The organism is Dongia mobilis (genome assembly GCF_004363235.1).
In the GTDB taxonomy this organism is placed as follows: Bacteria; Pseudomonadota; Alphaproteobacteria; order Dongiales; family Dongiaceae; genus Dongia; species Dongia mobilis.
Window position 1 is genome coordinate 575688 of record NZ_SNYW01000008.1, and the last position, 23490, is coordinate 599177.

At 67.3% G+C, this 23490-nt stretch carries 26 protein-coding genes; 22 read left to right on the forward strand and 4 right to left on the reverse strand.

Annotated features, from left to right (window positions below):
* Positions 1-16: 16 nt before the first annotated feature.
* The 12 genes from A8950_RS11530 to A8950_RS11585 all read left to right on the forward strand — a co-directional run bounded on the left by A8950_RS11530 (position 17) and on the right by A8950_RS11585 (position 9633).
* On the forward strand, positions 17-577 hold the full coding sequence (locus A8950_RS11530) for a hypothetical protein (protein ID WP_133613783.1): 561 nt from the start codon (positions 17-19) through the stop codon (positions 575-577).
* Positions 574-1281 (forward strand): hypothetical protein, encoded by a 708-nt coding sequence (locus A8950_RS11535; RefSeq protein ID WP_133613784.1) that lies wholly within the window; start codon positions 574-576, stop codon positions 1279-1281. The genes A8950_RS11530 and A8950_RS11535 overlap by 4 nt, the downstream gene beginning before the upstream one ends.
* On the forward strand, positions 1278-2792 hold the full coding sequence (locus A8950_RS11540) for a hypothetical protein (RefSeq protein ID WP_133613785.1): 1515 nt from the start codon (positions 1278-1280) through the stop codon (positions 2790-2792). Before A8950_RS11535 ends, A8950_RS11540 begins: the two co-directional genes overlap by 4 nt.
* A gap of 29 nt (positions 2793-2821) precedes the next feature.
* Positions 2822-3361 (forward strand): DUF4376 domain-containing protein, encoded by a 540-nt coding sequence (locus tag A8950_RS11545; protein WP_133613786.1) that lies wholly within the window; start codon positions 2822-2824, stop codon positions 3359-3361.
* A 10-nt stretch (positions 3362-3371) separates the two neighbouring features.
* The gene (locus A8950_RS11550) at positions 3372-3581 is read left to right on the forward strand and encodes a hypothetical protein (protein WP_133613787.1); all 210 of its coding nucleotides are present in this window, start codon (positions 3372-3374) and stop codon (positions 3579-3581) included.
* 24 nt (positions 3582-3605) lie between these two features.
* Positions 3606-3851 carry a hypothetical protein gene (locus A8950_RS11555; protein WP_133613788.1) on the forward strand — a complete coding sequence of 82 codons (246 nt, stop codon included), beginning with the start codon at positions 3606-3608 and terminating at the stop codon, positions 3849-3851.
* A gap of 3 nt (positions 3852-3854) precedes the next feature.
* Complete coding sequence (locus A8950_RS11560; protein ID WP_133613789.1) at positions 3855-4211, forward strand: hypothetical protein; 357 nt, start codon at positions 3855-3857, stop codon at positions 4209-4211.
* 1 nt (position 4212) lies between these two features.
* Positions 4213-4407, forward strand: a complete 195-nt coding sequence (locus A8950_RS11565) for a hypothetical protein (protein WP_133613790.1) — start codon at positions 4213-4215, stop codon at positions 4405-4407.
* A gap of 118 nt (positions 4408-4525) precedes the next feature.
* On the forward strand, positions 4526-5320 hold the full coding sequence (gene cysD, locus A8950_RS11570; protein WP_133613791.1) for a sulfate adenylyltransferase subunit CysD: 795 nt from the start codon (positions 4526-4528) through the stop codon (positions 5318-5320).
* Positions 5320-7209: an adenylyl-sulfate kinase gene (gene cysC / locus A8950_RS11575; protein WP_133613792.1), complete on the forward strand. Its 1890-nt coding sequence runs from the start codon at positions 5320-5322 to the stop codon at positions 7207-7209. The genes cysD and cysC overlap by 1 nt, the downstream gene beginning before the upstream one ends.
* Before the next feature lie 341 nt (positions 7210-7550).
* Positions 7551-9173 (forward strand): M23 family metallopeptidase, encoded by a 1623-nt coding sequence (locus A8950_RS19805; RefSeq protein WP_166645128.1) that lies wholly within the window; start codon positions 7551-7553, stop codon positions 9171-9173.
* A complete protein-coding gene (locus tag A8950_RS11585) occupies positions 9157-9633 on the forward strand; it encodes a bactofilin family protein (RefSeq protein WP_133613794.1) in 477 nt (158 codons plus the stop codon). The genes A8950_RS19805 and A8950_RS11585 overlap by 17 nt, the downstream gene beginning before the upstream one ends.
* 176 nt (positions 9634-9809) lie before the next feature.
* Here A8950_RS11585 and A8950_RS11590 read toward each other — a convergent pair whose 3' ends face one another.
* Positions 9810-10814: a threonine ammonia-lyase gene (locus A8950_RS11590; RefSeq protein WP_133613795.1), complete on the reverse strand. Its 1005-nt coding sequence runs from the start codon at positions 10812-10814 to the stop codon at positions 9810-9812.
* Positions 10815-11018: 204 nt separating this feature from the next.
* Complete coding sequence (locus A8950_RS11595) at positions 11019-13031, reverse strand: lytic transglycosylase domain-containing protein (protein WP_133613796.1); 2013 nt, start codon at positions 13029-13031, stop codon at positions 11019-11021.
* 265 nt (positions 13032-13296) lie between these two features.
* On the opposite strand from A8950_RS11595, the gene dapA reads away from it, so the two are divergent.
* Entirely contained in the window at positions 13297-14175 is an 879-nt protein-coding gene (gene dapA, locus A8950_RS11600; protein WP_133613797.1) for a 4-hydroxy-tetrahydrodipicolinate synthase, read from the forward strand.
* Positions 14176-14198: 23 nt separating this feature from the next.
* Complete coding sequence (smpB, locus tag A8950_RS11605; protein ID WP_133613798.1) at positions 14199-14675, forward strand: SsrA-binding protein SmpB; 477 nt, start codon at positions 14199-14201, stop codon at positions 14673-14675.
* Positions 14676-14799: 124 nt separating this feature from the next.
* Here smpB and A8950_RS11610 read toward each other — a convergent pair whose 3' ends face one another.
* Entirely contained in the window at positions 14800-15438 is a 639-nt protein-coding gene (locus tag A8950_RS11610; protein WP_133613799.1) for a uracil-DNA glycosylase, read from the reverse strand.
* Between the two features lie 16 nt (positions 15439-15454).
* Positions 15455-16057, reverse strand: a complete 603-nt coding sequence (locus tag A8950_RS11615) for a LabA-like NYN domain-containing protein (protein WP_133613800.1) — start codon at positions 16055-16057, stop codon at positions 15455-15457.
* Positions 16058-16158: 101 nt separating this feature from the next.
* On the opposite strand from A8950_RS11615, the gene folK reads away from it, so the two are divergent.
* From folK to recO, 8 genes are all read left to right on the forward strand, one after another.
* Positions 16159-16689 (forward strand): 2-amino-4-hydroxy-6-hydroxymethyldihydropteridine diphosphokinase, encoded by a 531-nt coding sequence (gene folK / locus A8950_RS11620; RefSeq protein ID WP_133613801.1) that lies wholly within the window; start codon positions 16159-16161, stop codon positions 16687-16689.
* A gap of 163 nt (positions 16690-16852) precedes the next feature.
* Complete coding sequence (rpoZ, locus tag A8950_RS11625) at positions 16853-17236, forward strand: DNA-directed RNA polymerase subunit omega (RefSeq protein ID WP_133613802.1); 384 nt, start codon at positions 16853-16855, stop codon at positions 17234-17236.
* 101 nt (positions 17237-17337) lie between these two features.
* Complete coding sequence (locus A8950_RS11630) at positions 17338-19473, forward strand: RelA/SpoT family protein (protein WP_133613803.1); 2136 nt, start codon at positions 17338-17340, stop codon at positions 19471-19473.
* Between the two features lie 138 nt (positions 19474-19611).
* Entirely contained in the window at positions 19612-20022 is a 411-nt protein-coding gene (gene acpS, locus A8950_RS11635) for a holo-ACP synthase (protein WP_133613804.1), read from the forward strand.
* Between the two features lie 155 nt (positions 20023-20177).
* Positions 20178-20975, forward strand: a complete 798-nt coding sequence (gene lepB / locus A8950_RS11640; RefSeq protein ID WP_133613805.1) for a signal peptidase I — start codon at positions 20178-20180, stop codon at positions 20973-20975.
* Between the two features lie 6 nt (positions 20976-20981).
* Complete coding sequence (gene rnc / locus A8950_RS11645) at positions 20982-21761, forward strand: ribonuclease III (protein WP_243735611.1); 780 nt, start codon at positions 20982-20984, stop codon at positions 21759-21761.
* A 43-nt stretch (positions 21762-21804) separates the two neighbouring features.
* The gene (gene era, locus A8950_RS11650; RefSeq protein ID WP_133613806.1) at positions 21805-22734 is read left to right on the forward strand and encodes a GTPase Era; all 930 of its coding nucleotides are present in this window, start codon (positions 21805-21807) and stop codon (positions 22732-22734) included.
* Between the two features lie 9 nt (positions 22735-22743).
* Entirely contained in the window at positions 22744-23469 is a 726-nt protein-coding gene (gene recO, locus A8950_RS11655) for a DNA repair protein RecO (protein ID WP_133613807.1), read from the forward strand.
* Positions 23470-23490: the final 21 nt, after the last annotated feature.

Genomic DNA, 23490 nt, shown 5'->3' on the forward strand with positions numbered 1-23490 from the left:
CAGGAGGCGATATCCCATGCGTCACGACCCGACCGACCCGTATCCCGCGGCTGACCCGCTCGAAGCGGCGATGCGCGAGGCGCTGCTGGCCCGCGGCCAGAGCGTGTCCGACGACTTCCAACCTTCGGGTGTCGCCGCATCCGATCCCCTGGCCGAGGCGCTCGGTGCGGCCTTCACGCCGCCGCCGCGCGCCGAGGATTATGTCATTCGCTTGCCGCGCGCGATCGAACCGGATCGCGCGCTGGAAGCGGCAGCGCGCAGCTGGTTCCACGCGGCGGGCCTGCCGCAGGGCCTGGTCAATGGCATTGTCGCCGCCTATTGCCGCCGGCTGGAAGCACCATCCGGCGATGTTGAATCGGCACGGGCGGATTTGGCGCGGGCCGAATTGGCGCGCGAATGGGGCGAGGCCTGCGACAGCCGCATCGCCCTGGCGCGATCGGTGATCGCGCGCTGCGCCGGGCAGGGCGAGATCGCGGCAATCCTGGCCGAGAGCGGCCTCGGCAACGATCCCTGGCTGATCCGCAGCCTTGCCGCCCTGGCGGAAGCGCAACAAGGCAAGGCGGGAGGTCCGGCATGAGCAAGAGCACGAGTGGCAGCCCGAGCGGTAGCGCGACCGGCAGCCCAAGCAGCAGACAGAGCGGCACCGGTCTTGCGGCGCGGCGTGCCGAGCTTGCCGCCGCCATCACCCGGCACCAGGCGGAATGCGACGCAGCCGCCCTGCGCGCCGCCCTCGGCGATGCAGCGGCGCGGACCCTGACGGAAGCGGCCCTCGCCAAAGCCGCATTGCTGGCAGCGGAAGCCGCCGCGCTCGACCGCGCCATCGCGGCGGACAGGGCGGCCGGCGAAGCGGCTGCGGCGCGGACAGCGGCCATCGCCGGCCGGCGCGCGGCCAAGATGGTCGAGGCACAATTGGCCGAGCGGTTGCGTGTGGCCGGCGAGGTCGAGCGCCTGGCGCGGCGGCTGTTCGCGCAGGTTGAGCGCCTGGGCGGACTCGGCGCGGCGATCGATGACGCGATCGACGGGAATGCTGGTGCGCAGAGACTTGGCGCGGCGGCGCTGGAGGGCGAGATTCCGGCGCGCCGCTTTCAGGCGCCACTGGGTATGGCGGCAACCGGCGGGCGGCTGGCCGAATTCATGGCCGGACTTGGCTTCGATGCCTTCCTGCCCCTGCCGCGGCCGGAAACGCGTGCCCCCATCGATGCCCTGCGCGCGGCCGAGGCGTCCGCGCAGGAACCCTATCGCCGCCTCTGCCAGCGCCTCATCGCCGAGGTGGCGTCATGACCCTCGCCACCACGCAATCGCGCATCACCTATGCCGGCGACGGGGTCACCGCCGCCTTTGCCATTCCCTTCGTCTTTTTCGGTGCCGACGAGATCGAGGTGGTCGAGCGCGATCTCGCCAGCGGCAGCGAAACCGTGCGCAGCCTGGTGACCGATTTCACCCTGGGAGGCGGCGGCGGCGAAAGCGGCACGCTCACCGCCCTGGTACCGCCGCCACCCGGCACCAGCTGGACCATCATCCGGCGCACCCGGCGCACGCAGCTCGTCGACTACACCCCGAACGATCCCTTCCCGGCGGAGACACATGAGCGCGCGCTCGATCGCCTGACCGCCCTGGTGCAGGAACTGGACGACCGGCTCGACCGCACACCCCGCCTCAGCCCCACGGCGTCGTCTGCCGACCTCACCCTGCCGCTGCCCGCGGCCGGGCGGCTGATCGGCTGGAACCACGATGCCAGCGGCCTCGAGAATCGCAACCTGCCGGAGGGGGCTGCCGTCTATGCCGGCATCGCCGACGTGCTCGACGGATCGTCCGACGATGCGGCGGTGACGCCCCGGGGGCTCGCCGCCCTCTGGCGACAGGGTGCCGCCATCGCCAGTGCCGCCACGCTGGCCGAGCCCGCGTCCCTTGCCCGCGGCGGCTATCATCATGTCAGCGGCGCCAGCACGATCGGCGCATTCTGGGCGGGCGCTCCTGCCGGCACGGTGGTCGAGCTTTGCTTCGCCGCGGCACTGACGCTGACGCATGATCCGCTGCTGCTGATCCTGCCGGGTGCCGCCGATGTGGCGGCAGCGCCCGGCGATGTCGCCCGCTTCCGCGCCGAGGCAAGCGGGCTCTGGCGCTGCGTCTCGGCACCGCCGCGCTGGTATGTGGGCGGGGCCGGCCTCGCCCTGCCGGTCACCGATCTCGCCTCGGGCCACAGCCTGGCGGCGGCCGATCTCGGCCGCGAGCTCCGTTTCACCGCAGGCGGCGTCACGCTCGATCTGCTCCCGGCGGCTGTCGCCGGCAATGGCGCGGTCATCGCCATCCGCAACGCGGCGGCCAGCGGCGAGGTGACGCTCGACCCCGCCGGGGCGGAACTGCTGGACGGCCTCACCCAGCGCCTGTTGCGCCTCGGCGACCAGGTGCTGTTGCGCTCTGACGGCGCGGCCTGGCAGACACTCGCCGGCGACTACTCGTATGACAGCGGCGAGCTTTCCATCACCTCCGGCGGCACGCTGACCCTGGCCCACGGATTGGGCGCGGCGCCGCAGGATCTGCGGCCAGTGCTCCGCTGCAAGACGGCGGAAGCAGGCTGGGCGGTGGGGGACGAGATCGCCATCGGCTTTGCCAATACCGGCACCGGCTTCGGCACCCATCGCGGCCTCGGCCTGCGCGCCGACGCCAGCAACATCGTGCTGCGCTATGGCAGCGGCGCCAGCGCCTTTGGTTATGCCCATGGCGGCACCGGGTCCGAGGCCAATCTCACCAACGCCAATTGGCGCCTCATCCTGCGCGCCCGCGCGCGCTGAACCGGGATCAGCCCAGAAAGGAGACCCACATGCTGCGGCATTTCGTGGATGCGGACGGCCGTTATCTCGGCGGTTTCGGTGGCGGCGCCTTGCCGGACGACAATGGGGCCGTCGAGGTGTCGTCGGCGCCCGACCGCGCCGGCGATCGCTGGCTGGGCGATGCCTGGGTGCGGCCGCCAGCCGATCTCCGGGCCGAGAAGCTGGCGGCCCTTGAGCGGCGCTACGAGGCGGCGCTCGCCGCCGGCATGGCCTATCACGGCAAGGTGCTGCAATTGCGCGCGGTCGACCAGCAGAACATCACCGCCATGGGGCAGGAGGCGCGCTGGGCGCTGGCCGCGGCCGCGCCCTGGCCGGCGGATTTTGCCTGGCGCATGGCCGATAACAGTTTCCTGCCGCTCGCCGATGCGCCGGCGATGATCGCGCTGGGCGAGGCGGCCAAGGCCGAGATCCAGCGCCTGCGCCGGGTGAAATGGGCCCATGCCGATGCGCTCGCTGCCGCCGCAACCGCCGCCGCCATCGCTGCCTACGACATCGAGGCCGGTTGGGTGCCGTTATCAGGCGGGACATGAGGTGGGCAGGATGACCGGCGATCTTGATGCCACGTCGCAGGCGATCGGCCGCCTGCAGGTCAGCGTCGAAAAGCTCGACCTCGCCGTCGAGCGTCTGGCCGACCGGCTCGAGGATCTGCAGCGCCTGCGCTGGCTGACCCTGGGCGGTCTCATGGTGCTCTCCGGCCTCTCCGGTGCCGGGGCGGGTTGGATCTCGAAGGTGATGCATCTGGGCGGGTGATCCCGCCATCGAAAGGAGATCGACATGACGACAGCAAACAATCTGACGGGGCTCGGCGCCGTCAACAAGGCCATGACCATCAACAAGGCCTGGGCTGCGGCGATCGCGGCACCCTTGGCTGATTGGCTGGTGGGGCTTGCCGCCGAGGCACTCTGGAACGGGCCCGGCCTCGCGGTGACGGCGGAGGCGCGGCTGGCGCTCGTCTCCCTCATCGTCGGGCTGGTCGTCTATTGGGTGCCGAACCTGCCGGCGCAACAGGGCGAGGGCTGAGCCATGCGTGGACTTCCCTTCATGCTCGGGGCGGCGATGCTGCTCGTCGCCTGCGCCGTGCCGGATCGGCCGGCCGATCTCGGCGCTCGCCTTGCCGCCGCCAATCTGCTGGCGGGCAGCTTGGCCGCAGGCCTCGACCAGGTGCTGGACCCGGCGCTGGGCGAGCCAGCTATCCTGCCCGGGAGTGGCACCGCCATCGCCCTCCTCGTGACGCTGGATGCGGTCGAACTGGCGCTGGACGGCGCCGGCAATGCCTTTCGCGCGCATCTGCCGCAGCTGGCCGAGGCCAATCTGGCGGCGGCGGAGCGGCAGATGGCGGAACTCAAGCCTTTGCTGCCGCCAGCCGCGGGAGGGCAGTGAGATGAACCCTGCCACCGCCGCCATCATCCTCCAGGGTGTTGCCGCCCTGGCTCCTTATCTCGCGCAGCTGGGCGCGCTCGCCGCCAAGGCGCGCAATGGCGAGGCCGTGACCGAGGCCGATCTCGCCGGGGCCGAGGCGGCCCGCCGCGCCGCCTTCGCGGCCCTCCGCCACAGGCTGACACCGGGAGGGACATAGCCGCACCCTTCCGGGCAGCGCCCTTTCCTTTTTCAGTCGGCGGCCATATTGCGGGACGGGGACCGATCCTATATTGACGGGGCCAGTCACCCATCACGTTCGGAATTTGTTCCATCCCATGGACCATCTCGACCAGCTGGAAGCGCAGAGCGTCTATATCCTGCGCGAGGCTTTCAACCGCATCGACAAGCTCGGCATGCTCTGGTCGCTGGGCAAGGACAGCAATGTCATGGTCTGGCTGGCCAGGAAGGCTTTCTTCGGCCATGTGCCCTTCCCGGTCCTCCATATCGACACCGAGAAGAAATTCCCCGAGATGTACGCCTTTCGCGAGCGCTTCTCGAAGGAATGGGGCCTTAACCTGGTGGTCGAGAAATGCCCGCCGGTCGAGGCGACCGATCCCAGCTTGCCGCCCAATGCCCGCTCGGCCGCCCGCAAGACGCTCGGCCTGCGCGACACCATCGCCAAATATGGATTCACCGGCATCATCGCCGGCATCCGCCGCGACGAGGAGAGTGTGCGCGCCAAGGAGCGCGTGTTTTCCCCGCGCGGCGAAAGCGGCGCCTGGGATTTCAAGGACCAGCCGCCGGAATTCTGGGACTATTTCAACACCGACCTGCCCCAGGGCACGCATCTGCGCGTGCATCCCCTGCTTTCCTGGACCGAGCTCGACATCTGGAAATATGTCCAGCGCGAGGGCATCCCGATGGTCGAGCTCTATTTCGCGAAGAACGGCAAGCGCTATCGCTCGCTGGGCGACCACGACATCACCTTCCCGGTCGATAGCACAGCCGCCAATATCGCCGAGATCATCGCCGAATTGGAGGCGACCAGGACCCCCGAGCGCGCCGGCCGCGCCATGGACCGCGAGACCGAGGACGCCTTCGAACGCCTGCGCGCTGCGGGGTATATGTGATGAACGTGTCACAACCCCTTGCGCGCGAACTGATGCGCATCGTCATCGTCGGCCATGTCGATCACGGCAAGTCGACCCTGGTCGGGCGCCTGTTCCACGACACCGGCTCGCTGCCCGACGGCAAATTCGAGGCGATCAAGGCGATGTGCGAGCGGCGCGGCATGCCGTTCGAATGGGCCTTCCTGATGGACGCCTTCCAGTCGGAGCGCGACCAGGGCATCACCATCGACACGGCGCAGATCTGGTTCAAGACGAAAAAGCGCGACTACACCATCATCGACGCGCCGGGCCACCGCGAATTCATCAAGAACATGATCACTGGCGCGTCCAGCGCGGAAGCCGCCCTGATGCTGATCGATGCCGGCCACGGCATCCAGCAGCAATCGCGCCTGCATGCCTTCCTGCTGAGCCTGCTCGGCGTCAGGCAGATCGCGGTCATCGTCAACAAGATGGATCTGGTCGATTTTTCGGCCGACCGCTTCGCCGCGATTCGCCGCGAATACACCGACTATCTCGCTTCCCTCGGCATCACGCCCAGCTACATCATCCCGGTAGCGGCGCGCGACGGCGACAACATCGCCGAGAAATCCACGCGCATGGCCTGGTATGACGGCCCGACGCTGATCGAAGCACTGGACAGTTTCCATCCCGCGGCACCGCTGGCCGAGCTGCCGCTGCGCCTCCCCGTGCAGGACGTCTACAAGTTCGACGACCGGCGCATCCTCGCCGGGCGCATCGCCAGCGGGCGGCTCAAGGTCGGCGATCGCCTCGTCTTCTCGCCCAGCAACAAGACGGCGCGCATCAGCAGCATCGAGACCTGGTCGGCGCCGCCGCGTGGCGAGGCCGAGGCCGGGGAATCGGTCGGCATCACCCTCGACGAGCAGCTCTTCATCGAGCGCGGCGAGATCGCCAGCCATGTCGAGCGGGCGCCGCTTGAGAGCCATGTCTTCGCCGCGCGCCTGTTCTGGCTCGGCCGCGCGCCGCTCGAGATCGGCCATACCTATCGCCTGCGCCTGCAGACGCGCGAGGTCAATGTCACGGTGGAGCGGGTCGACGGCCTCTACGATCCCGAGCGCTTCACCCTAAATCCCGGCGGCACGGTCGCGCGCAACGACATCGCCGAGGTCAGCCTGCGCTCGCCCGCCCTGCTGGCGCTCGACGCCGCCACCGACAATCCGAAGACCGGCCGCTTCGTGCTGGCCGATGGCGGCAACATCGTCGCCGGCGGCACCATTTCGCTGCAGGGAATTGCCGACGAGCGCGCCGCGGTGACGGCACGCGCCGACAACCTCACCGCCGTCGCCCATGGCATCACCACCGACGAGCGCGCGCGCCGCAACGGCCATGCCGGCGGCGTGCTGTGGTTCACCGGCCTTTCCGGCGCCGGCAAGTCGACCATTGCCATGGCGGTCGAACGCGAATTGTTCCGCCGCGGCTATCATGTCTTCGTGCTGGACGGCGACAATGTGCGGCGCGGCCTCTCGGCCAATCTCGGCTTCACGCCGGAGGACCGCACCGAGAACATCCGCCGCATCGGCGAGGTGGCGGCTCTCTTCGCCGAATCGGGGCAGATCGTCATCACCGCCTTCATCTCGCCCTATCGCGCCGATCGCGATCGCGCGCGCCAGGCGCTCGCCGCCAGCGAGGCGCCTGGGGGATTCCACGAGATCTTCATCAAGGCAGATATCTCGACGTGTGAGCGACGCGATCCCAAGGGCCTCTATCAAAAGGCCCGTTCCGGCGAATTGCGCGAGTTTACCGGGATAAGTGCGCCCTATGAGGCGCCGGCGGCACCGGAACTGGTGGTCGATACCGATGCCAGCTCGGTTGCAGAAGCTGTGGATTCGGTCATCGCCTATGTGGAAAAAATGTTCCGGCGCGGTCCCTGACGGGCCAGGCGCGACAGCCATTTTGTGACACTTCCAGTGGCCGCATCGACCGGGGCTGATTCGGCTTGCGTCCCTGGGACCAGCCGCCTAAGTTACTCCCGCTAACAATTAATTAACGATTGGCGGCCGCCGCGCCTTCGGCATGTCCTGCCCGCGTTGATGAAAAGATTGGCAAAAGAAAATGCCAGGGGGGCCAGGCCAAAACCTTGGTCCGGAACAAGCTTCTCGCCAGTTCGCCCGCTGCAATGGCGGCGCCATGGCGGCTAGGGGTGGTTAAGGCGTCCCGGATGGGGCGGGCCGTGGGGGATGGGATCGTGTTGACCGGAAAGTTTCCTGGAAAATTGAGAAACCGTCTTTCAACTGCCATCGGCAGGCATTTTTCACCGCGCGAGGTCATCCTTCGCAGCGACGGCAAGATCAAATATGTGCGTCTGTCGACGCGCATCCAACTGGCCGGCCTCGTGGTTCTGGGCGGCATCGCCGTTCTCACTCTCGCCACCTCGATCGGCCTTGCCCTGCAGCAGGTCAACCAGCACGGCCGCGACATTGCCGTGCGCGAGGCCGAGGGCGCCTATACCGGCCTCCTTGCCGAGGTCTCGAACTATTTCGCCCAGTTCAAGGACAGCACCGAGCGCCTCTCCGATGACGAGGCCTATCTGCTCGGCCTCTCCGGCGAGGATGCCGGCACGCGGCTGGCGGCGGACGATCCCCTGCGGCAGATCGCCACCCAGATCGAAGGGCCCACCCCGCTGGCCGATGGCGAGGGCCTGGCCCGCGACGTGAAGAAGCAGGATCCGCTGCGCGACAAGCTGCGCGAATCCCTGAAGAACCGCCTGCTGGCCTTCGATGCCGATCTCAAGAAGATTGCGGCGCGCAACCAGTCGCTCACCAACCAGATCGCCGGCCTCAAGGCCGAGATCCGCACGATCGAGGGCGACCGCCGCCGCATGGCGGTCGAGCGCAGCGAACTGACGGCACTCCTCGAGCAGAGCCGCAAGAGCAATACCGAGCTGACCGGCCAGGTGGGCGATCTCAGCAACCGGCTTGCCGCCCTGCAGCGCCAGCACGACGTCGCCACCGACAAGGTCGCCAGGCTGACCCAGCAGGTCGAGGGCCTGCAGGGCGAACTGACCGTCGCACAGGCGCGCAATGTCGATCTCTCGCGCCAGGTGGCGCAGACCCAGGCCGCCCTCGCCACGGTGGTGGCGCAGCGCAACGCCCTGCAACTCGGCCGCGCCGACCTCGCCCGCACGGTCGACGACCTTCGTGCCAAGGTGGCCGCGGTGCAGGAGCAGCAGGCCAATTTCGTCGCCTCGGTCACCGAGCGCACGCGCAACTCGCTCGAAGACATGGAAAAGACCGTGGCGATGACCGGGCTCAGCGTCGACGCGCTGCTGGCCGCCGCCGAGGATGCCAGCATCAACAAGGGCGGCCCTTTCCTGCCGGCCCCGGAGAACGCCGAGGACGAGACCGAGCAGAAGCTGCTGGCCAGCGTCGCCACGCTCGATGACGAAGTGGCGCGCTGGGAGAAGCTGCAGGTGGTGCTGCGCTCGGTACCGTTGGCCGCACCGGTCGATCATTATTACGTCTCCTCGGGCTTTGGCTCACGGGTGGATCCCTTCAACGGCAAGCGCGCCCGGCATGAGGGGCTCGACCTCGTCGGCAGCCTGCGCTCCGACGTCCTCGCCACCGCACCGGGTACGGTCGTCACCGCCGGCTGGAAGGGCAGCTATGGCCGCATGGTCGAAATCGACCACGGCATGGGCATTGTCACGGTCTACGCCCATCTCGATTCCATTTCCGTGAAGGTCGGGGATGTGGTTGGATATCGGCAGGTGGTGGGCAAGCTGGGCTCGACCGGGCGGTCGTCTGGCCCCCACGTCCATTACGAAGTCCGCTACAACGAGAAGCCCCTCGACCCGATGGGCTTTCTGAAGGCAGGTCGTTATGTTTTCAAAGGTTAACAAGTCGGGGCCGAATGGCGCCGCCACGGATTCGACGCGGCCTGGCGGCAAATCCGGCGTTCCCTCCATCATCAGTGCCGATCTCAGGATCACCGGCGATCTGGTCTGCAGCGGCGACGTGCAGATCGACGGCTGGGTGGAAGGCGACGTGCAGAGCCGCAACATCACCATCGGCGAAGGGGCGACCGTCCAGGGCGGCCTGCAGGCGGAATCGGTCCGCATCTGTGGCCTGGTCAATGGCGAGGTCCGTGCCGACATCGTGGTACTGGAAAAGACCGCCAAGGTGACTGGCGACATCCTCCACAAATCGCTGGCCATCGAGCAGGGCGCTTTCATCGAAGGCATGTGCCGCCGCATCGATGGTGGCGTGAAGCCGGCGGCAACGGCGCCGGCCGTCACCCCGGCCGCCAATGCCACGCCGGCGCCCGAGGCCGAGAAGAAGGCCGCCGCCAACGCCTGATTGCCGCGCGCGGCCGGAACGAAAAAGCCCCCGCCGGCTGCCCGCCGGCGGGGGCTTTGTCTTGGGGCGCTTTGTGTTTGGGGCGCTTTGTGTTTGGGGCGCTTTGTGTTTGGGGCGTGGGCCCGGGCGGCCCCGGGCTTGACGCGTGTGACGCCCGACCTTGCGCGTGCGACGCCCTATGCCAGCGGATCCGGCCGGGCGATCGCGCGCTGGATCATCTCCGGGTCGGCATTGCCGCCCGAGGCCACCACCACGACGTTCCGCCCCTTGAGCCGCTCGCGTTCGGCCAGCGCCGCGGCCAGCGCCACGGCGCCGCCCGGTTCCAGCACCAGCTTGGCGTGGCGCAGGGCGAGGTTCATGGCATCGAGCGCTTGGTCGTCACTGACCGCGAAGCCGCCGGCCAGCAGTTGCTGGTGGATCGGGAAGGTGATGGCCCCCGGCATCGGCGACATCAGCGCGTCGCAGATCGATGCCCGGCCGCCTTCGTTCCGCACCCTTTCGCCGGCGGCCAGCGAGCGCTTGAGATCGTCGAAGCCTTCCGGCTCGGCGGCAAAGATCTCGGCCTGCGGCAGCCGGTCCTTGACGGCGAGCGCGATGCCGGCGATGAGGCCGCCGCCGCTGCAAGGCGCGATGACGGTATCCGGTGTCAGGCCCATTGCCGCCGCCTGGTCGCAGATCTCGCGGCCGACGGTGCCCTGTCCGGCGATGACATGGGGATCGTCGAAGGGTGGCACGATGCGGCCGCCCTCGCGCGCGGCGATGCCGCGGGCAAGCGCCTCGCGGTCCTCGCCGAAGCGGTCATAGAGCACCACCTCGGCGCCGAGACGCCGGGTATTGGCGATCTTCATCGCCGGCGCGTCCTGCGGCATGACGATGGTCGCCTTGAGATTCAGCATCCGTGCCGCTGCGGCGACACCCTGGGCGTGATTGCCGGAGGAGAACGCCACCACCGCCTTCAGCTGCGGATCGGCTTCCAGCGCTGCCAGCAGGCAATTGGCGGCACCGCGGAACTTGAACGAGCCGGTGACCTGCAGGATCTCGGCCTTCACCAGCAGGCGGAAGCCGAGGCGTTCGCTGAGCAGCGGATAGTCGAGGAGCGGCGTCAGCACGGCCCGGCCCTTGAGGCGGCCGGCGGCGGCCGCGACGTCGCTTGCGGTGGGGGAGGGAGGTATCGCTGTCATCTTGCTCTCTGATGGGGCGGCTGGACTATGCCTTCGCAAACATCACGGTCATGGTCCGCATCCCTTGGCCGATGCCCAAACGCGTCGGCGGAGCAGAACGTGCGCGCGTTTGCCGGCAGTCCTATGGAAGAAACGCGTGGACTCTCCGCCGTCGCCAAGGATGACGGAATCGAACCGACCCGGCAACCGCCCACTTGTATGGGTTCAATTGACCGCGTGCCGGTTGAGGTCGTCGTCGAGGGCGATGCGGATGCCTTCCTTGGCCAGGATGCTGCGGTAGATCTGCAGGTTCTCCATCACGCGCATGACGTAGTTGCGGGTCTCGTTGAAGGGGATGTTCTCGATCCAGTCGATGGCGTCGATTTCCGCCTGGCGCGGATCGCCATAGAGGTCGCTCCACTGGCGCACCCGGCTCGGCCCCGCGTTATAGGCGGCGATCGCCATGATGTAGGAGCCGCCGAAGCGCTCGATCAGCTGGTCGAGATAGAGCCGCCCGAGGCGCATGTTGAGGCCGGCGTCGCTCAGCAGCTTCTTCGGATCGAGCTTCTTGATGCCGACGGATTTGGCCAGCGGCTTGGCGGTCGAGGGCATCAGCTGCATCAGGCCGAGCGCTCCGGCCGAGCTTTCGGCGCGCTGGTCGAAGGCGCTCTCCTGCTTGATGATGGCCAGCGTCAGGGCGGCTTCCGGCGCACCGTCCTGCGGCACGCGCAAGGTCGGGAACAGGAATTCGGTAAGCTCGACGCCGCTCTGGCGCGCCTCCTTGGCGACGTGGATGGCGAGGTCCTCGCGCTTGACGCTGCGGGCGAGGCCGGCCAGCAGCACGTAATCGGACGGCTTGCCGGCGCGGTTGGTCAGGTTGACGATGAAGGGGCGGACGCGCTGGTTCTCGCCGATATCGCCCAGCTGCCGCACCGCGCGCACCAGTTCCAACTTGTTGAAGGCGGCCTGCTCTGCAGGACTCGCGCGCAGGCCGCTATCCATCTGCAGGTGAATGGGGTCCGGCAGGCGCGAGGCGGCCAATTGCCCGTAGAACACGGTCACATGGCGGGCGGCGTTGCGGTACCAGTCGGCGGCGGCCGCGGTATCGCCCTTGGCCTCGGCGGTGCGGCCGCTCCAATAGGCGCCGCGCGCCTTGCTGATGACCGATTTGGCGCCGGTATAGAGGCTGAGGAAATGCGGCGCCGCCATGTCCGGCTCGTTGAGATAGCGCAAGGCGATCCAGCCGGCGAAGAACTCGCCCTCGACGAAGGCCTCGCCGGTCTCGGTGCCATGGGCGGCAGCCAGGCGATAGGCGGCACTGATGTCGCCGCGGGTCAGCAACTCCCGCGCGGCACGATAGAGTTCGGCCCACATCAGATCCGGCCGGCGCGATCCGGTCGGCGGCGGGTCGAGCAGGGCGACCGCGTTCTCGACCTTGCCGTCGAGGCGCAGCCGGCGCGCCATCTCGTAAACGAGGCCCGGATCCTTGCGCAGTTCCGGCGGCACCGAGCCGCGCGCGGAGGCCGCCGTGATCTTCTTGTCGCGCAACTGCATCCGCGCCTTGGCAAGGCGCGCATGGCCCTCGCCGACCCGGGTCAGCATGCGCGTCGCCTGTTCCGGGTTGCCGTCCCACAGCAGCCGGTCGAGCCGCGCCAAATGGTCGGCCGGCGACAGCAGGTCCTTGAAGCGGGCGATGAAATCCGCCTCCTGTTCCTTGCCGAAATCGAGGTTGATCCAGCTGCTGGCGGCGACACGCCTCGCCCGCTCGTCCTGGCCGCTGGCGCGCAAGGCGCCGAGCAGCTTGATGGCGCCGGGGGCGGTCAGCGGGTCGCGCTCGGCATACCAGGCCAGCACCTTGTCAGTCGGGTAGATGTCGGGCATGGCGCGTTCGGCCTGGGCGGTCAGGCGCTCGCGCAGCGGCCAGTCCGGATTCTGGTTGAGGAAGGCGGTCATTTCGTCGAAGGAGCGGCCGGGGCCGGGCCGGGTCAAATCCAGCCACACCACCACCTTGCCAAGCAGCGGGTCCTTGGCCCGCTCGATCTCGCGCCGGGCCTCTTTCCAGCGGTCCTTGGCGATGGCATCGAAGGCGCGCTGGTAGACATTCCGGTCATGGGCGGATAGGCCGCCATCGGCTGCCACCGGGCCGGTCGCCAGGGCGAGCAGGGCTATGACCGCCAGGAACCGGCCGAACTTCGCCCTGAGGAACATTGCAACGATGGTCAGACGCGCCGTCATCATCCTCGTCTCGGTTGCCGAATCGGAAGGCCGATCGCCGCTATCCTATGTCGACCGGCCCGGTGCCATCAATCTGGCTTGCCCGGAACATGTGCGCTATCTCACAGTGATCGTGGCATTTTTGTCCTTAACAAAAGGTTGACGTCGTGGCGGGAATGCTTGCCGTCCACCCCATCCGCCGCTATTTTCCGCGAATTCCCGCCAGTGCCGCCGCCAGATGCCGCGCCGGCGGGGTAGCAGCGGCAATTTCACACTTTGGGAGCAAGTCATGTTCAAGGGTTCGCTGACCGCTCTGGTCACCCCGTTCCGCAACGACGCGGTGGACGAGGCCGGCTTCCAGAAATTCGTCGACTGGCAGATCAAGGAAGGCATCGACGGCATCGTGCCGGTGGGCACCACGGGCGAGAGCCCGACCCTCACCCATGAAGAGCACAACCGGGTCATTGAACTCGCGATCGAGGTCGCCAAGGGCCGCGTGCCCGTCATCGCCGGCACCGGCTCCAACTCGACCGCCGAGGCGATCGACCTCACCCGCCATGCCGAGAAGGTGGGGGCGGATGCCGCCCTCGTCGTGCTGCCCTATTACAATCGCCCGACGCCGGAAGGCCAGTTCCAGCATTTCAAGGCGATCCACGACGCGACCGGCCTGCCCCTCATCATCTACAACGTGCCGCCGCGCTCGGCGGTCGACATGTCGATCGAGACCATGAAGCGCTGCGCCGAACTGCCGCGCGTGGTGGGGGTGAAGGACGCGACCGCCGACCTCGCCCGTCCCGCGCGCACCAGGCTCGCCATCGGCGCCGATTTCTGCCAGCTCTCGGGCGAGGATGCGACGGCGCTCCCCTTCCTCATCCAGGGCGGTGTCGGCTGCATCTCGGTCACCTCCAACGTGGCGCCGAAACTGACCCACGAGATGCACGAAGCCTATCGCGCGGGCGATATCAGCAAGGCCATGGCGATCAATGAGCGGCTGATGCCGGTCAATGACGCCATGTTCTGCGAGACCAGCCCCGGCCCGGTCAAATACGCCCTTTCCCTGATGGGCCATATCCAGCCCGATCTCCGCCTGCCCATGGCGCCCATTTCCGAGGCGTCGAAGCAGAAGGTGGCGGCGGCATTGCAGAAGGCGGGGCTGATCGGGCAGTAAGCCGCGATCGACCGGAATGCACCATGGCGCGTGATCCCTCGACCAACCGCTATGCGGCCCAGAACCGCAAGGCGCGCCACGACTACACCATCACCGATACGATCGAGGCGGGGCTGCAGCTGATGGGCTCCGAGGTAAAGTCGCTGCGCCTCGGCCGCTGCTCCATCAACGAGGCCTTCGCCAGCGACCGCAACGGCGAGTTCTGGCTGCTGAATGCGCATTTTCCGGAGTACGAGGCGGCCAACCGCTTCAACCACGACCCCAACCGGCCCAGGAAGCTGCTCTTGAAGAAGCGCGAGATGAACCGCCTCATCGGCGCCATCCAGCGCGAGGGCATCACGGTGGTGCCGCTCTCGATCTATTTCAACGAGCGCGGCCGCGCCAAATGTCAGCTCGGGATCGCCAAGGGCCGCCGCCAGGTCGACAAGCGCGCCGCCATCAAGGAACGCGACTGGAAACGCGACCAGGCCCGAATCGTGCGCAACCGCGGCGGGGATTGAGGCGGTCGCCGCAATTTCATTTGTCATGGCCCGCATAGGCGGGCCATCCACGAGTTTGTTTGCAGGTGAAGGATGCAATTCGTGGATCCCCCGGCCAAGCCAGGGAATGACAGTTGATGTCGGCCTAAAGCCCCGCCGCCCTCTTCGCGTCCGCCATCGCCGCCTTGAACATCGCCGGCGTGAGGACGCCGGTATTCGTGTTGTAGCGCGAGCAGTGATAGCTATCGATGAGCACGCGACCGTCGGCTAAGGCGTGACGCCGCTGGTGGCCGAATTTGTGGGCGCTGCGCTTCTCGCCCAAAGCCATCAGCGCCGCATCATGGGCGATGGCGCCCAAGGCCAGATAGACGCGCGCCGGCGAGGCGGCGATCTCGGCCTTGAGGAAGCGGTTGCAGGTCTTGATCTCGGCCGGGGTGGGCTTGTTCTGCGGCGGGACGCAGCGGACACCGTTGACGATGCGGCAGCCCTTCAGCGTCAGGCCGTCATCCGGCCGCTCGTCATAGACGCCCTCGGCGAGGCCCAGCTCCAGCAGGGTGGCGAACAGCAGGTCGCCCGCCCAATCGCCGGTGAAGGGGCGCCCGGTGCGGTTGGCACCGTGCAGGCCGGGGGCAAGGCCGATGATCAGGAACGTCGGATGCGGATCGCCGAAGGCCGGCACCGGGCCGTTGAAGTAGTCGGGGAGCTTGCGCCGGTTCTCGTGCCGGAACGCGGCGAGGCGTGGGCAGAGGCCGCAATCCCGGTCAGGTGCCGCAATGGCCGCCATCGCTCAACGCCAGCCCTCAGTGCTGGCCGTCATCGTCCGGCATCGGTTCGCGCCCGGCATCGGCGCGCGGCTCGCGCTTCGGCGCATTGGCGCGGGCGACCATCGGCGCCAGTTCCTCCAGCTCGACGAACATGTCGGCCTGGCGGCGCAATTCGTCGGCCACCATCGGCGGGGTCGAGCGCACGGTCGAGACCACCGAGACGCGGACACCGCGGCGCTGCACCGCCTCCACCAGGCGGCGGAAATCGCCGTCGCCGGAGAACAGCACGACATGGTCGAGATGGGCCGACATTTCGAGGACATCGATGGCGAGCTCGATATCCATGTTGCCCTTGATCTTGCGCCGCCCCATGGCGTCGGTGAATTCCTTGGTCGGCTTGGTCACCATGGTGAAGCCGTTATAGTCCAGCCAGTCGACCAGCGGGCGCAGCGGCGAATAGTCCTGGTCCTCGATCAGCGCCGTGTAATAGAAGGCGCGGATAAGGTGGCACTGCTCCTGGAAATGCTTAAGCAGGCGCTTGTAGTCGATGTCGAAGCCGAGCGCGCGGGCGGCGGCGTGCAGATTGGCGCCGTCGATGAAAAGGCCGACGCGTTCCTGGGCGTAAAAGCGGAGTGCCATGCTATACCTCGCTTGAATATGACTGAAACATGGGGTGACGAATATGGCGATGCCGGACCTTAATGCCGTTGCGGATGCCACTGCAATAGCTTCGAGCAATCATGAAGGCTGATCCCGTGGCAGCGATCTATCTCGGCCTCGGCGCCAATCTGCCAAGCCGCTTCGGCACCCCGGTCGAGACCCTGGAACGCGCCGTGGCGGCGATCGCCGCCGCCGGCATCGCCATCACCGGGCGCTCGCCCTGGTACGAATCCGCCCCGGTTCCGCGGGCCGATGACCAGCCCTGGTATGTCAACGGGGTGGTCCGGGTGGCAACGGAACTGGCCCCGGCCGAGCTCCTCGCCGTGCTGCAGGGGATCGAGCGGGAATTCGGCCGCGTGCGCTCGGTCGCCAATGCGCCGCGCACCCTGGATCTCGACATCATCGCCTATGGCGACCGCGTGGCGAATACGGGGGCGCCGCTGCTGCCGCATCCCCGCATGCAGGAACGCGCCTTCGTGCTGCTGCCGCTGCGCGACCTCGCCCCGGGCTGGCGACACCCGGTTTCAGGCCGGCCCATTGCCGAGCTGATTGCCGCCCTCGGCCGCCTCGACGACCCGCAGGGGCAGGAAATCCGGCCGCTTCGGCCCTGATAAGGCGATGTTTTCGGGATATGCGCCTGGGTTATGCATGTGGGACATGGCGCCCGCCCCATCCCGACAAGACCGGTCGACTTGAAGCCCCGGCGCCCTATATAGTAAGTTCAGCAATTAAGCCGGTTCAGGCAATTACCCGAATTTCTGGAGCATATCGAAAATGGCGCGCGTAACGGTTGAAGATTGTGTCCTCAAGGTTCCCAATCGGTTTGAGCTGGTCCTGCTCGCCGCCCAGCGGGCACGGGAAGTGTCGGCCGGGGCCCAGCTGACCATCGATCGCGACAATGACAAGAACCCGGTGGTGGCGCTGCGCGAGATCGCGGACGAGACCGTGTCCCTGCCGGGTCTCCAGGAAAGCGTCGTCACCGGCCTGCAGCGCCATGTCGAGAATGACGAGCCGGAGGAAGAGGGTACCGGTTTCGGCACCGGCGCCGGCGACCTCCTGGCCGAGATGCAGCAGGCGCAGATCTCGGACGAGGAAGCCGACGAGGCCGAGATGGCCATCGACGGCGAGTTCGAGGACGCGGCCGACGCGGATAACTGATCGACCCAGGCTCGCGGTCGCTGGCTGGCGGCCGTCGCTTTTGGCTAGACAGAAAGGATTGGCTTTCACCCGGTCGCACAGAAAGGCGCATTGAGGACCGCATGATCCGGCAATTCGAACTGGTCGAGCGGGTGAAGTCTTACGATCCAGGCGCGGATGAGGACCTCCTCAACCGTGCCTATGTTTTTTCGATGAAGGCGCATGGCAGCCAGGCGCGCGCCTCGGGCGACCCCTATTTCTCGCATCCCCTCGGCGTCGCCGAGATCCTGACCCGCCTCAAGCTCGATTCCGCCTCGATTGCCACCGGCCTGCTGCACGACACCGTCGAGGATACCGACGCGACGCTGGAGCAGCTGCAGGACATGTTCGGCGGCGAGATCGCGCAGCTGGTCGACGGCGTCACCAAGCTCTCGCGCCTGGAACTGCAATCCGACCATACCAAGCATGCGGAGAATTTCCGCAAGCTGGTGCTGGCGATGTCGAACGACATCCGCGTGCTGCTGGTGAAGCTGGCCGACCGCCTGCACAACATGCAGACGCTGCATTTCATCAAGAACCCGGACAAGCGCCGCCGCATCGCCGCCGAGACCATGGAGATCTATGCGCCGCTGGCCGAGCGCATGGGCATGCACCAGCTCAAGGACGATCTCGAGAACCTCGCCTTCGCCGAGCTGAACACCGACGCCTACAACTCGATCATCCAGCGCCTCTCTTTCCTGCGCGAGCAGGGCACCGACCTCAACGACAAGATCATCGCCGAACTGGAGCGGACGATGAAGGAGGCCGACATCGTGGCCGAGGTGTCGGGCCGGGAAAAGACGCCCTACTCGATCTGGCGCAAGATGCAGAAGAAGCGCATGGAATTCGAGCAGCTGGCCGACATCATGGCGTTCCGCATCATCGTCGCCGATATCGGCCAGTGCTACCAGGCGCTGGGCGCCATCCACGGCAAGTATTCGATGATCCCCGGCCGCTTCAAGGACTACATCTCGACGCCGAAGCCGAACAACTACCAGTCGCTGCATACCGGCATCATCGGCCCGCAGCGCATGCGCATCGAGGTGCAGATCCGCACCCGCCAGATGCACGAGATCGCCGAAATGGGCGTCGCCGCACACTGGGCCTACAAGCAGGGCAACGGCAAGATCGAGGGCCGGCAATACCGCTGGCTCCGCGAATTGCTGGATATCCTCGAACATGCCGCCGGGCCGGAGGAATTCCTCGAGCACACCAAGCTGGAGATGTTCCAGGACCAGGTGTTCTGCTTCACGCCGAAGGGCGACCTCATCGCCCTGCCCAGGGGTGCGACACCGGTCGACTTCGCCTATGCCGTCCATTCCGAGATCGGCGATACCTGCGTCGGCGCCAAGATCAACGGCCGCATCATGCCGCTGCGCACCGCGCTGCAGAACGGCGACCAGGTGGCGATCGTCACTTCGAAGGCGCAGACGCCGTCACCCGCCTGGGAACGATTCGTCGTCACCGGCAAGGCCCGCGCCTGCATCCGCCGCTTCATCCGCACGCAGCAGCGCGCGCAATACCTCGAACTCGGCCGTGCCATGCTGCAGAAGGAATTCGCCCATGCCGGGTACGAATTCACGGAAAAGGCGATCGACGGCGTCCTCAAGAAGTTCAAGGCGGACGAGGTCGAGGACCTGGTGACCCAGGTGGGCGAGGGCCTCGTCGGTTCGCGCGAGGTCTTCAACGCGGTCTTCCCCGGCCACAAGGCGACGCCGCCCGCTGATAAGGCACCCACCAAGCGCGGCGCCAAAAAGGTGAAGGGCGGGCAGGCCATTCCGATCCGCGGTCTCATCCCCGGCATGGCGATGCATTTTGCCGGCTGCTGCCATCCGCTGCCCGGCGACCGCATCGTCGGCATCGTCACGACGGGCAAGGGTGTCACCATCCACACGATCGATTGCGAGACGCTGGAAAGCTTCGCCGACACGCCGGAGCGCTGGCTCGACGTCGCCTGGGACCAGGAGGCGAACGGCGCCCATCACACCGGGCGGCTCGACGTGGTCATCACCAACCAGCCAGGCAGCCTCGGCTCGCTCACCACCGTCATCGGCAAGAACAGCGGCAACATCTCGAACCTGAAGATCGTCAACCGCTCGATCGATTTCTTCGAGATCATCGTCGATGTCGAGGTGACGGATATCAAGCACCTCTCCAACATCATCGCCGCCCTGCGCGCCACACCCTCGGTCAACTCGGTCGACAGGTCGAGAGGGTGAGGCATGCTGATGGTGTCTTGACTTGTCATGCCCCGGCTTGGCCGGGGCATCCACGACTTGCTTTCGTGGCGCGGCAACAAACTCGTGGATCCCCCGGCCAAGCCGGGGCATGACACAGCAAAGAAACCGGACCACCCCATGATCCTCGGCATCGGCAACGACCTCATCGACATCCGCCGCATCGAGAAATCCATCGAGCGATTCGGCGACCGCTTCATCCAGCGCGTCTTCACCGAGGTGGAGCAGCGGAAATCCGACCGCCGCGCCCAGAGGGCAGCATCCTACGCCAAGCGTTTCGCCGCCAAGGAGGCCTGTTCCAAGGCCCTCGGCACCGGTTTTCGCGACCAGGTCTTCATGAAGGATATGGGGGTGGTCAACCTGCCCTCCGGCAAGCCGACCCTGCAGCTCACCAACGGGGCGCTCCGCCGGCTCGAGGCGATCACGCCCCCCGGCATGGTGGCGCAGATCGACCTCACCATTACCGACGACTTCCCGCTCGCCCAGGCGATCGTCATCATTTCCGCCCTGCCGCAGCCGCCTGGCGACTAACCAATTGAAAAAGCGGCCGATCCCGGGTCCCGCGACATTCCGGAGCGGGTCAGCGGCCTTGACTTTAACTATGCCGGCTGGCTTGATCCGCCCCCACAGCCGGGCGCAGTCGCGCCCCACCCCGATTCCAGACCGATAAGGCGCAAATCCCCCACATGGCGCGCAAGACCGAGACCGAGCCCAGCCAGATCGCTGAGACCGTGAAGACCATCGTATGGGCGGCGCTGATCGCGGTCGGCATCCGCACCTTCGCCTACGAACCCTTCAGCATTCCCTCGAGTTCCATGGTGCCGACCCTGCTGATCGGCGACTACCTGTTCGTCTCCAAGACCGCCTTCGGCTACAGCCGCTATTCCTTTCCCTGGGGCCTGGTGCCGTTCGAGGGCCGCATCTGGAGCGATCTGCCGGAACGGGGCGAGGTGGTGGTGTTCCGCCCGCCGGGCGAGCCGCAGACCGATTTCATCAAGCGCGTGATCGGCCTGCCGGGCGACCGCATCCAGGTCAGGGAAGGGCTGCTCTATATCAACGGCGCACCGGTCAAGCGCGAGCGGATCGAGGATTTCGTCAGCGACGAGGGCGTCTATGGCGGCAAGGCGGCGCAATATATCGAGACGCTGCCCGATGGCACCAGCCACCGCATCATCGAGCGATCGGGCGACAACGGCCAATACGACAACACGCCCACCTATGTCGTGCCGGAAGGCCATTATTTCATGATGGGCGACAACCGCGACGCTTCCAATGACAGCCGCGCCTTCCGCGTCGGCCTGGGGACTGACGACGAGATAACCGACCAGCGCGACCTGGGAACGGTGGGCTTCGTGCCGCTCGAGAACCTGATCGGCCCGGCCAAGATCCTGTTCTGGTCCTATGACGACAATTTCGAGCTGACCAACCCGCTGACTTGGGTCACCGCCCTGCGCTGGAGACGGCTCGGCAATCTGGTGGAGTAGGCGGGCGTGGCGGCCGCCTCCCGCGCCAGCGGTACCCTGGCCGAGCTTGCCGCCCTGACCGGCCATGCCTTCGCGCGGCCCGACCTGCTCGAGATGGCGGTGACGCATCCCAGCGCCATCGACCGCGCCCGCGGCCGCGGCCAGCGCCGCGGCGGCGCCGCAACCGGCGGCAGCAATAGCGGCAGCGGCAAGGGCAAGGCGGCCAGGCAGGGCGACAACCAGCGCCTCGAATTCCTCGGCGACCGGGTGCTCGGCCTCATCGTCGCCGACATGCTGTTTGCGGCCTTCCCTGCCGAGGACGAAGGCGCGCTGGCCAAGCGGCTTGCCGCCCTGGTGCGGCAGGAGGGCCTCGCCATCGTCGCGCGCGATCTCGGCCTCGGCCGCTATTTGAAGATGTCGCGCGGCGAGGAGGAGAGCGGCGGCCGCGACAATCCGGCGACGCTGGCCGATGCCTGCGAGGCGGTGATCGGGGCGCTCTATCTCGACGGCGGCCTCGACGCGGCGCGGGCCTTCATCGAGCGGCACTGGCAGCCGCTGATGTCGGCCGAGGCGATCCCGCCGCAGGACGCCAAGACGGCGCTGCAGGAATGGGCCCAGGCCGCCGGCCTCGCCTTGCCACGCTACCGCGTGGTCAGGAGCGACGGCCCGCCGCACGACCCGGTCTTCGAGGTCGAGGTGGCGGTGGAAGGCGCCGCACCGGCGCGCGGCGCCGGTCGCTCGAAACGCGCCGCCGAGCAGGCCGCCGCGCGGGAATTGCTTTCGGCCGTCGCCAGGGGCCAAGATTAGGCCGGCAACAGCTGCCGGCATCAACCGAAGAAAGTATCGCTTCATGGAACAACGCTGCGGCTTCATCGCGGTGCTGGGGGCGCCCAATGCGGGCAAGTCGACCCTGGTCAACCGCGTCGTCGGCCAGAAGGTCTCGATCGTCAGCCCGAAGGTGCAGACGACGCGTGCCCGCGTCATCGGCATCGTCATGCAGGGGCCGACGCAGATGGTCTTCGTTGACACGCCCGGCATTTTCGCGCCGAAGCGCCGCCTCGACCGCGCCATGGTGGCGGCGGCCTGGAGCGGGGCGGGCGATGCCGATGCCGTGGTGCTGCTGGTCGATGCCGCCCGCAAGGGGATCGACGACGACACCCGCCGCATCATCGAGGGGCTGAGGGCCCATAACCGCCAGGCGATACTGGTGCTCAACAAGGTCGATCTGGTGAAGGAGCGGGAAAGGCTGCTGGCCAAGACGGCCGAGTTGAACGCACTCGGCGCCAACGAATCAGGTGGCGGCGACAGGCCGCTCTTCAGCGACACCTTCATGATCTCGGCCGAAACCGGTGACGGTGTCGCGGATCTGGTCGACGAACTGGCACGGCGCATGCCGCCGGGGCCGCATCATTTTCCGGAAGACCACATCACCGATGCGCCGCAGCGCTTCCTCGCCGCCGAGGTGACGCGCGAGCATCTCTTTCGCCAGCTGCACGAGGAGGTGCCCTACCAGCTCACCGTCGAGACGGAAGCCTGGGAGGAGTTCAAGGACGGCTCGGTCAAGATCACCCAGGTGATCTTCCTCGCCAAGGAGAACCAGAAGCCGATCGTGATCGGCAAGGGCGGGCAGAAGATCAAGCAGATTCGCGAATCCGCGCAGCGGGAATTGCAGGCGATGCTGGAACGTCCGGTGCACCTCTTCCTTTTCGTCAAGGTGCGCACCGGCTGGGCGGACGATCCCGAGCGCTACCGCGAGATGGGCCTCGATTTCGAGGAATGAGGGGAAAGGGTGGACTTCACCGATACCGCCTTCGTCCTTTCCGCGCGGCGCCATGGCGAGGGTGACGTCATCCTTTCCTGCCTGACGCGCGACCATGGGCGGCATCTGGGGCTGGTGAAGGGCGGCGCCTCGCGGCGCTCGCGCCCGCTGCTGGAAATCGGCAATGCGCTGGCGGTGCAATGGCGCGCGCGACTCGCCGAGCAATTGGGTTATTTCCAGGTGGAATTGCTGGCCGCCCATGCCGCCCTGCTGCTGGACGATGCCGATCGCCTCGCCGCCCTCAATGCCGCCGCCGCGGTGATCGACGCCACCCTGCCGGAACGCGCGCCGCATGCCGACATTTACGCCGATTTTGCCGATCTGGTCGCGGCCCTTGCCGGTGGCGCCGGCGATTGGGGCCTTGCCTATCTGCGCTGGGAGCTGCGGATCCTGGCCGATCTCGGCTTCGGCCTCGATCTCTCAAGCTGCGCGGTGACCGGGGCGACCGATGGGCTCGCCTTCGTCTCGCCGAAGACCGGCCGCGCCGTCACGGCAGCCGGCGCCGGGCGCTATGCCGGGCGCCTGCTGCCGCTGCCGCAAATCCTCTGCGATCCCGCGGCGCCGGTGCAGCCGGGCGATATCCAGCAGGGCCTGCGCCTCACCGGCCACTTCCTGCACGCCCATCTCATCGATGCGCCCGGTGCCGAAAAGCGCCTTACCGCGCGCGACCGCCTGGTGGAGCGGGTGGGCCGATAACCCCGCCTTGACCCGCCGCCG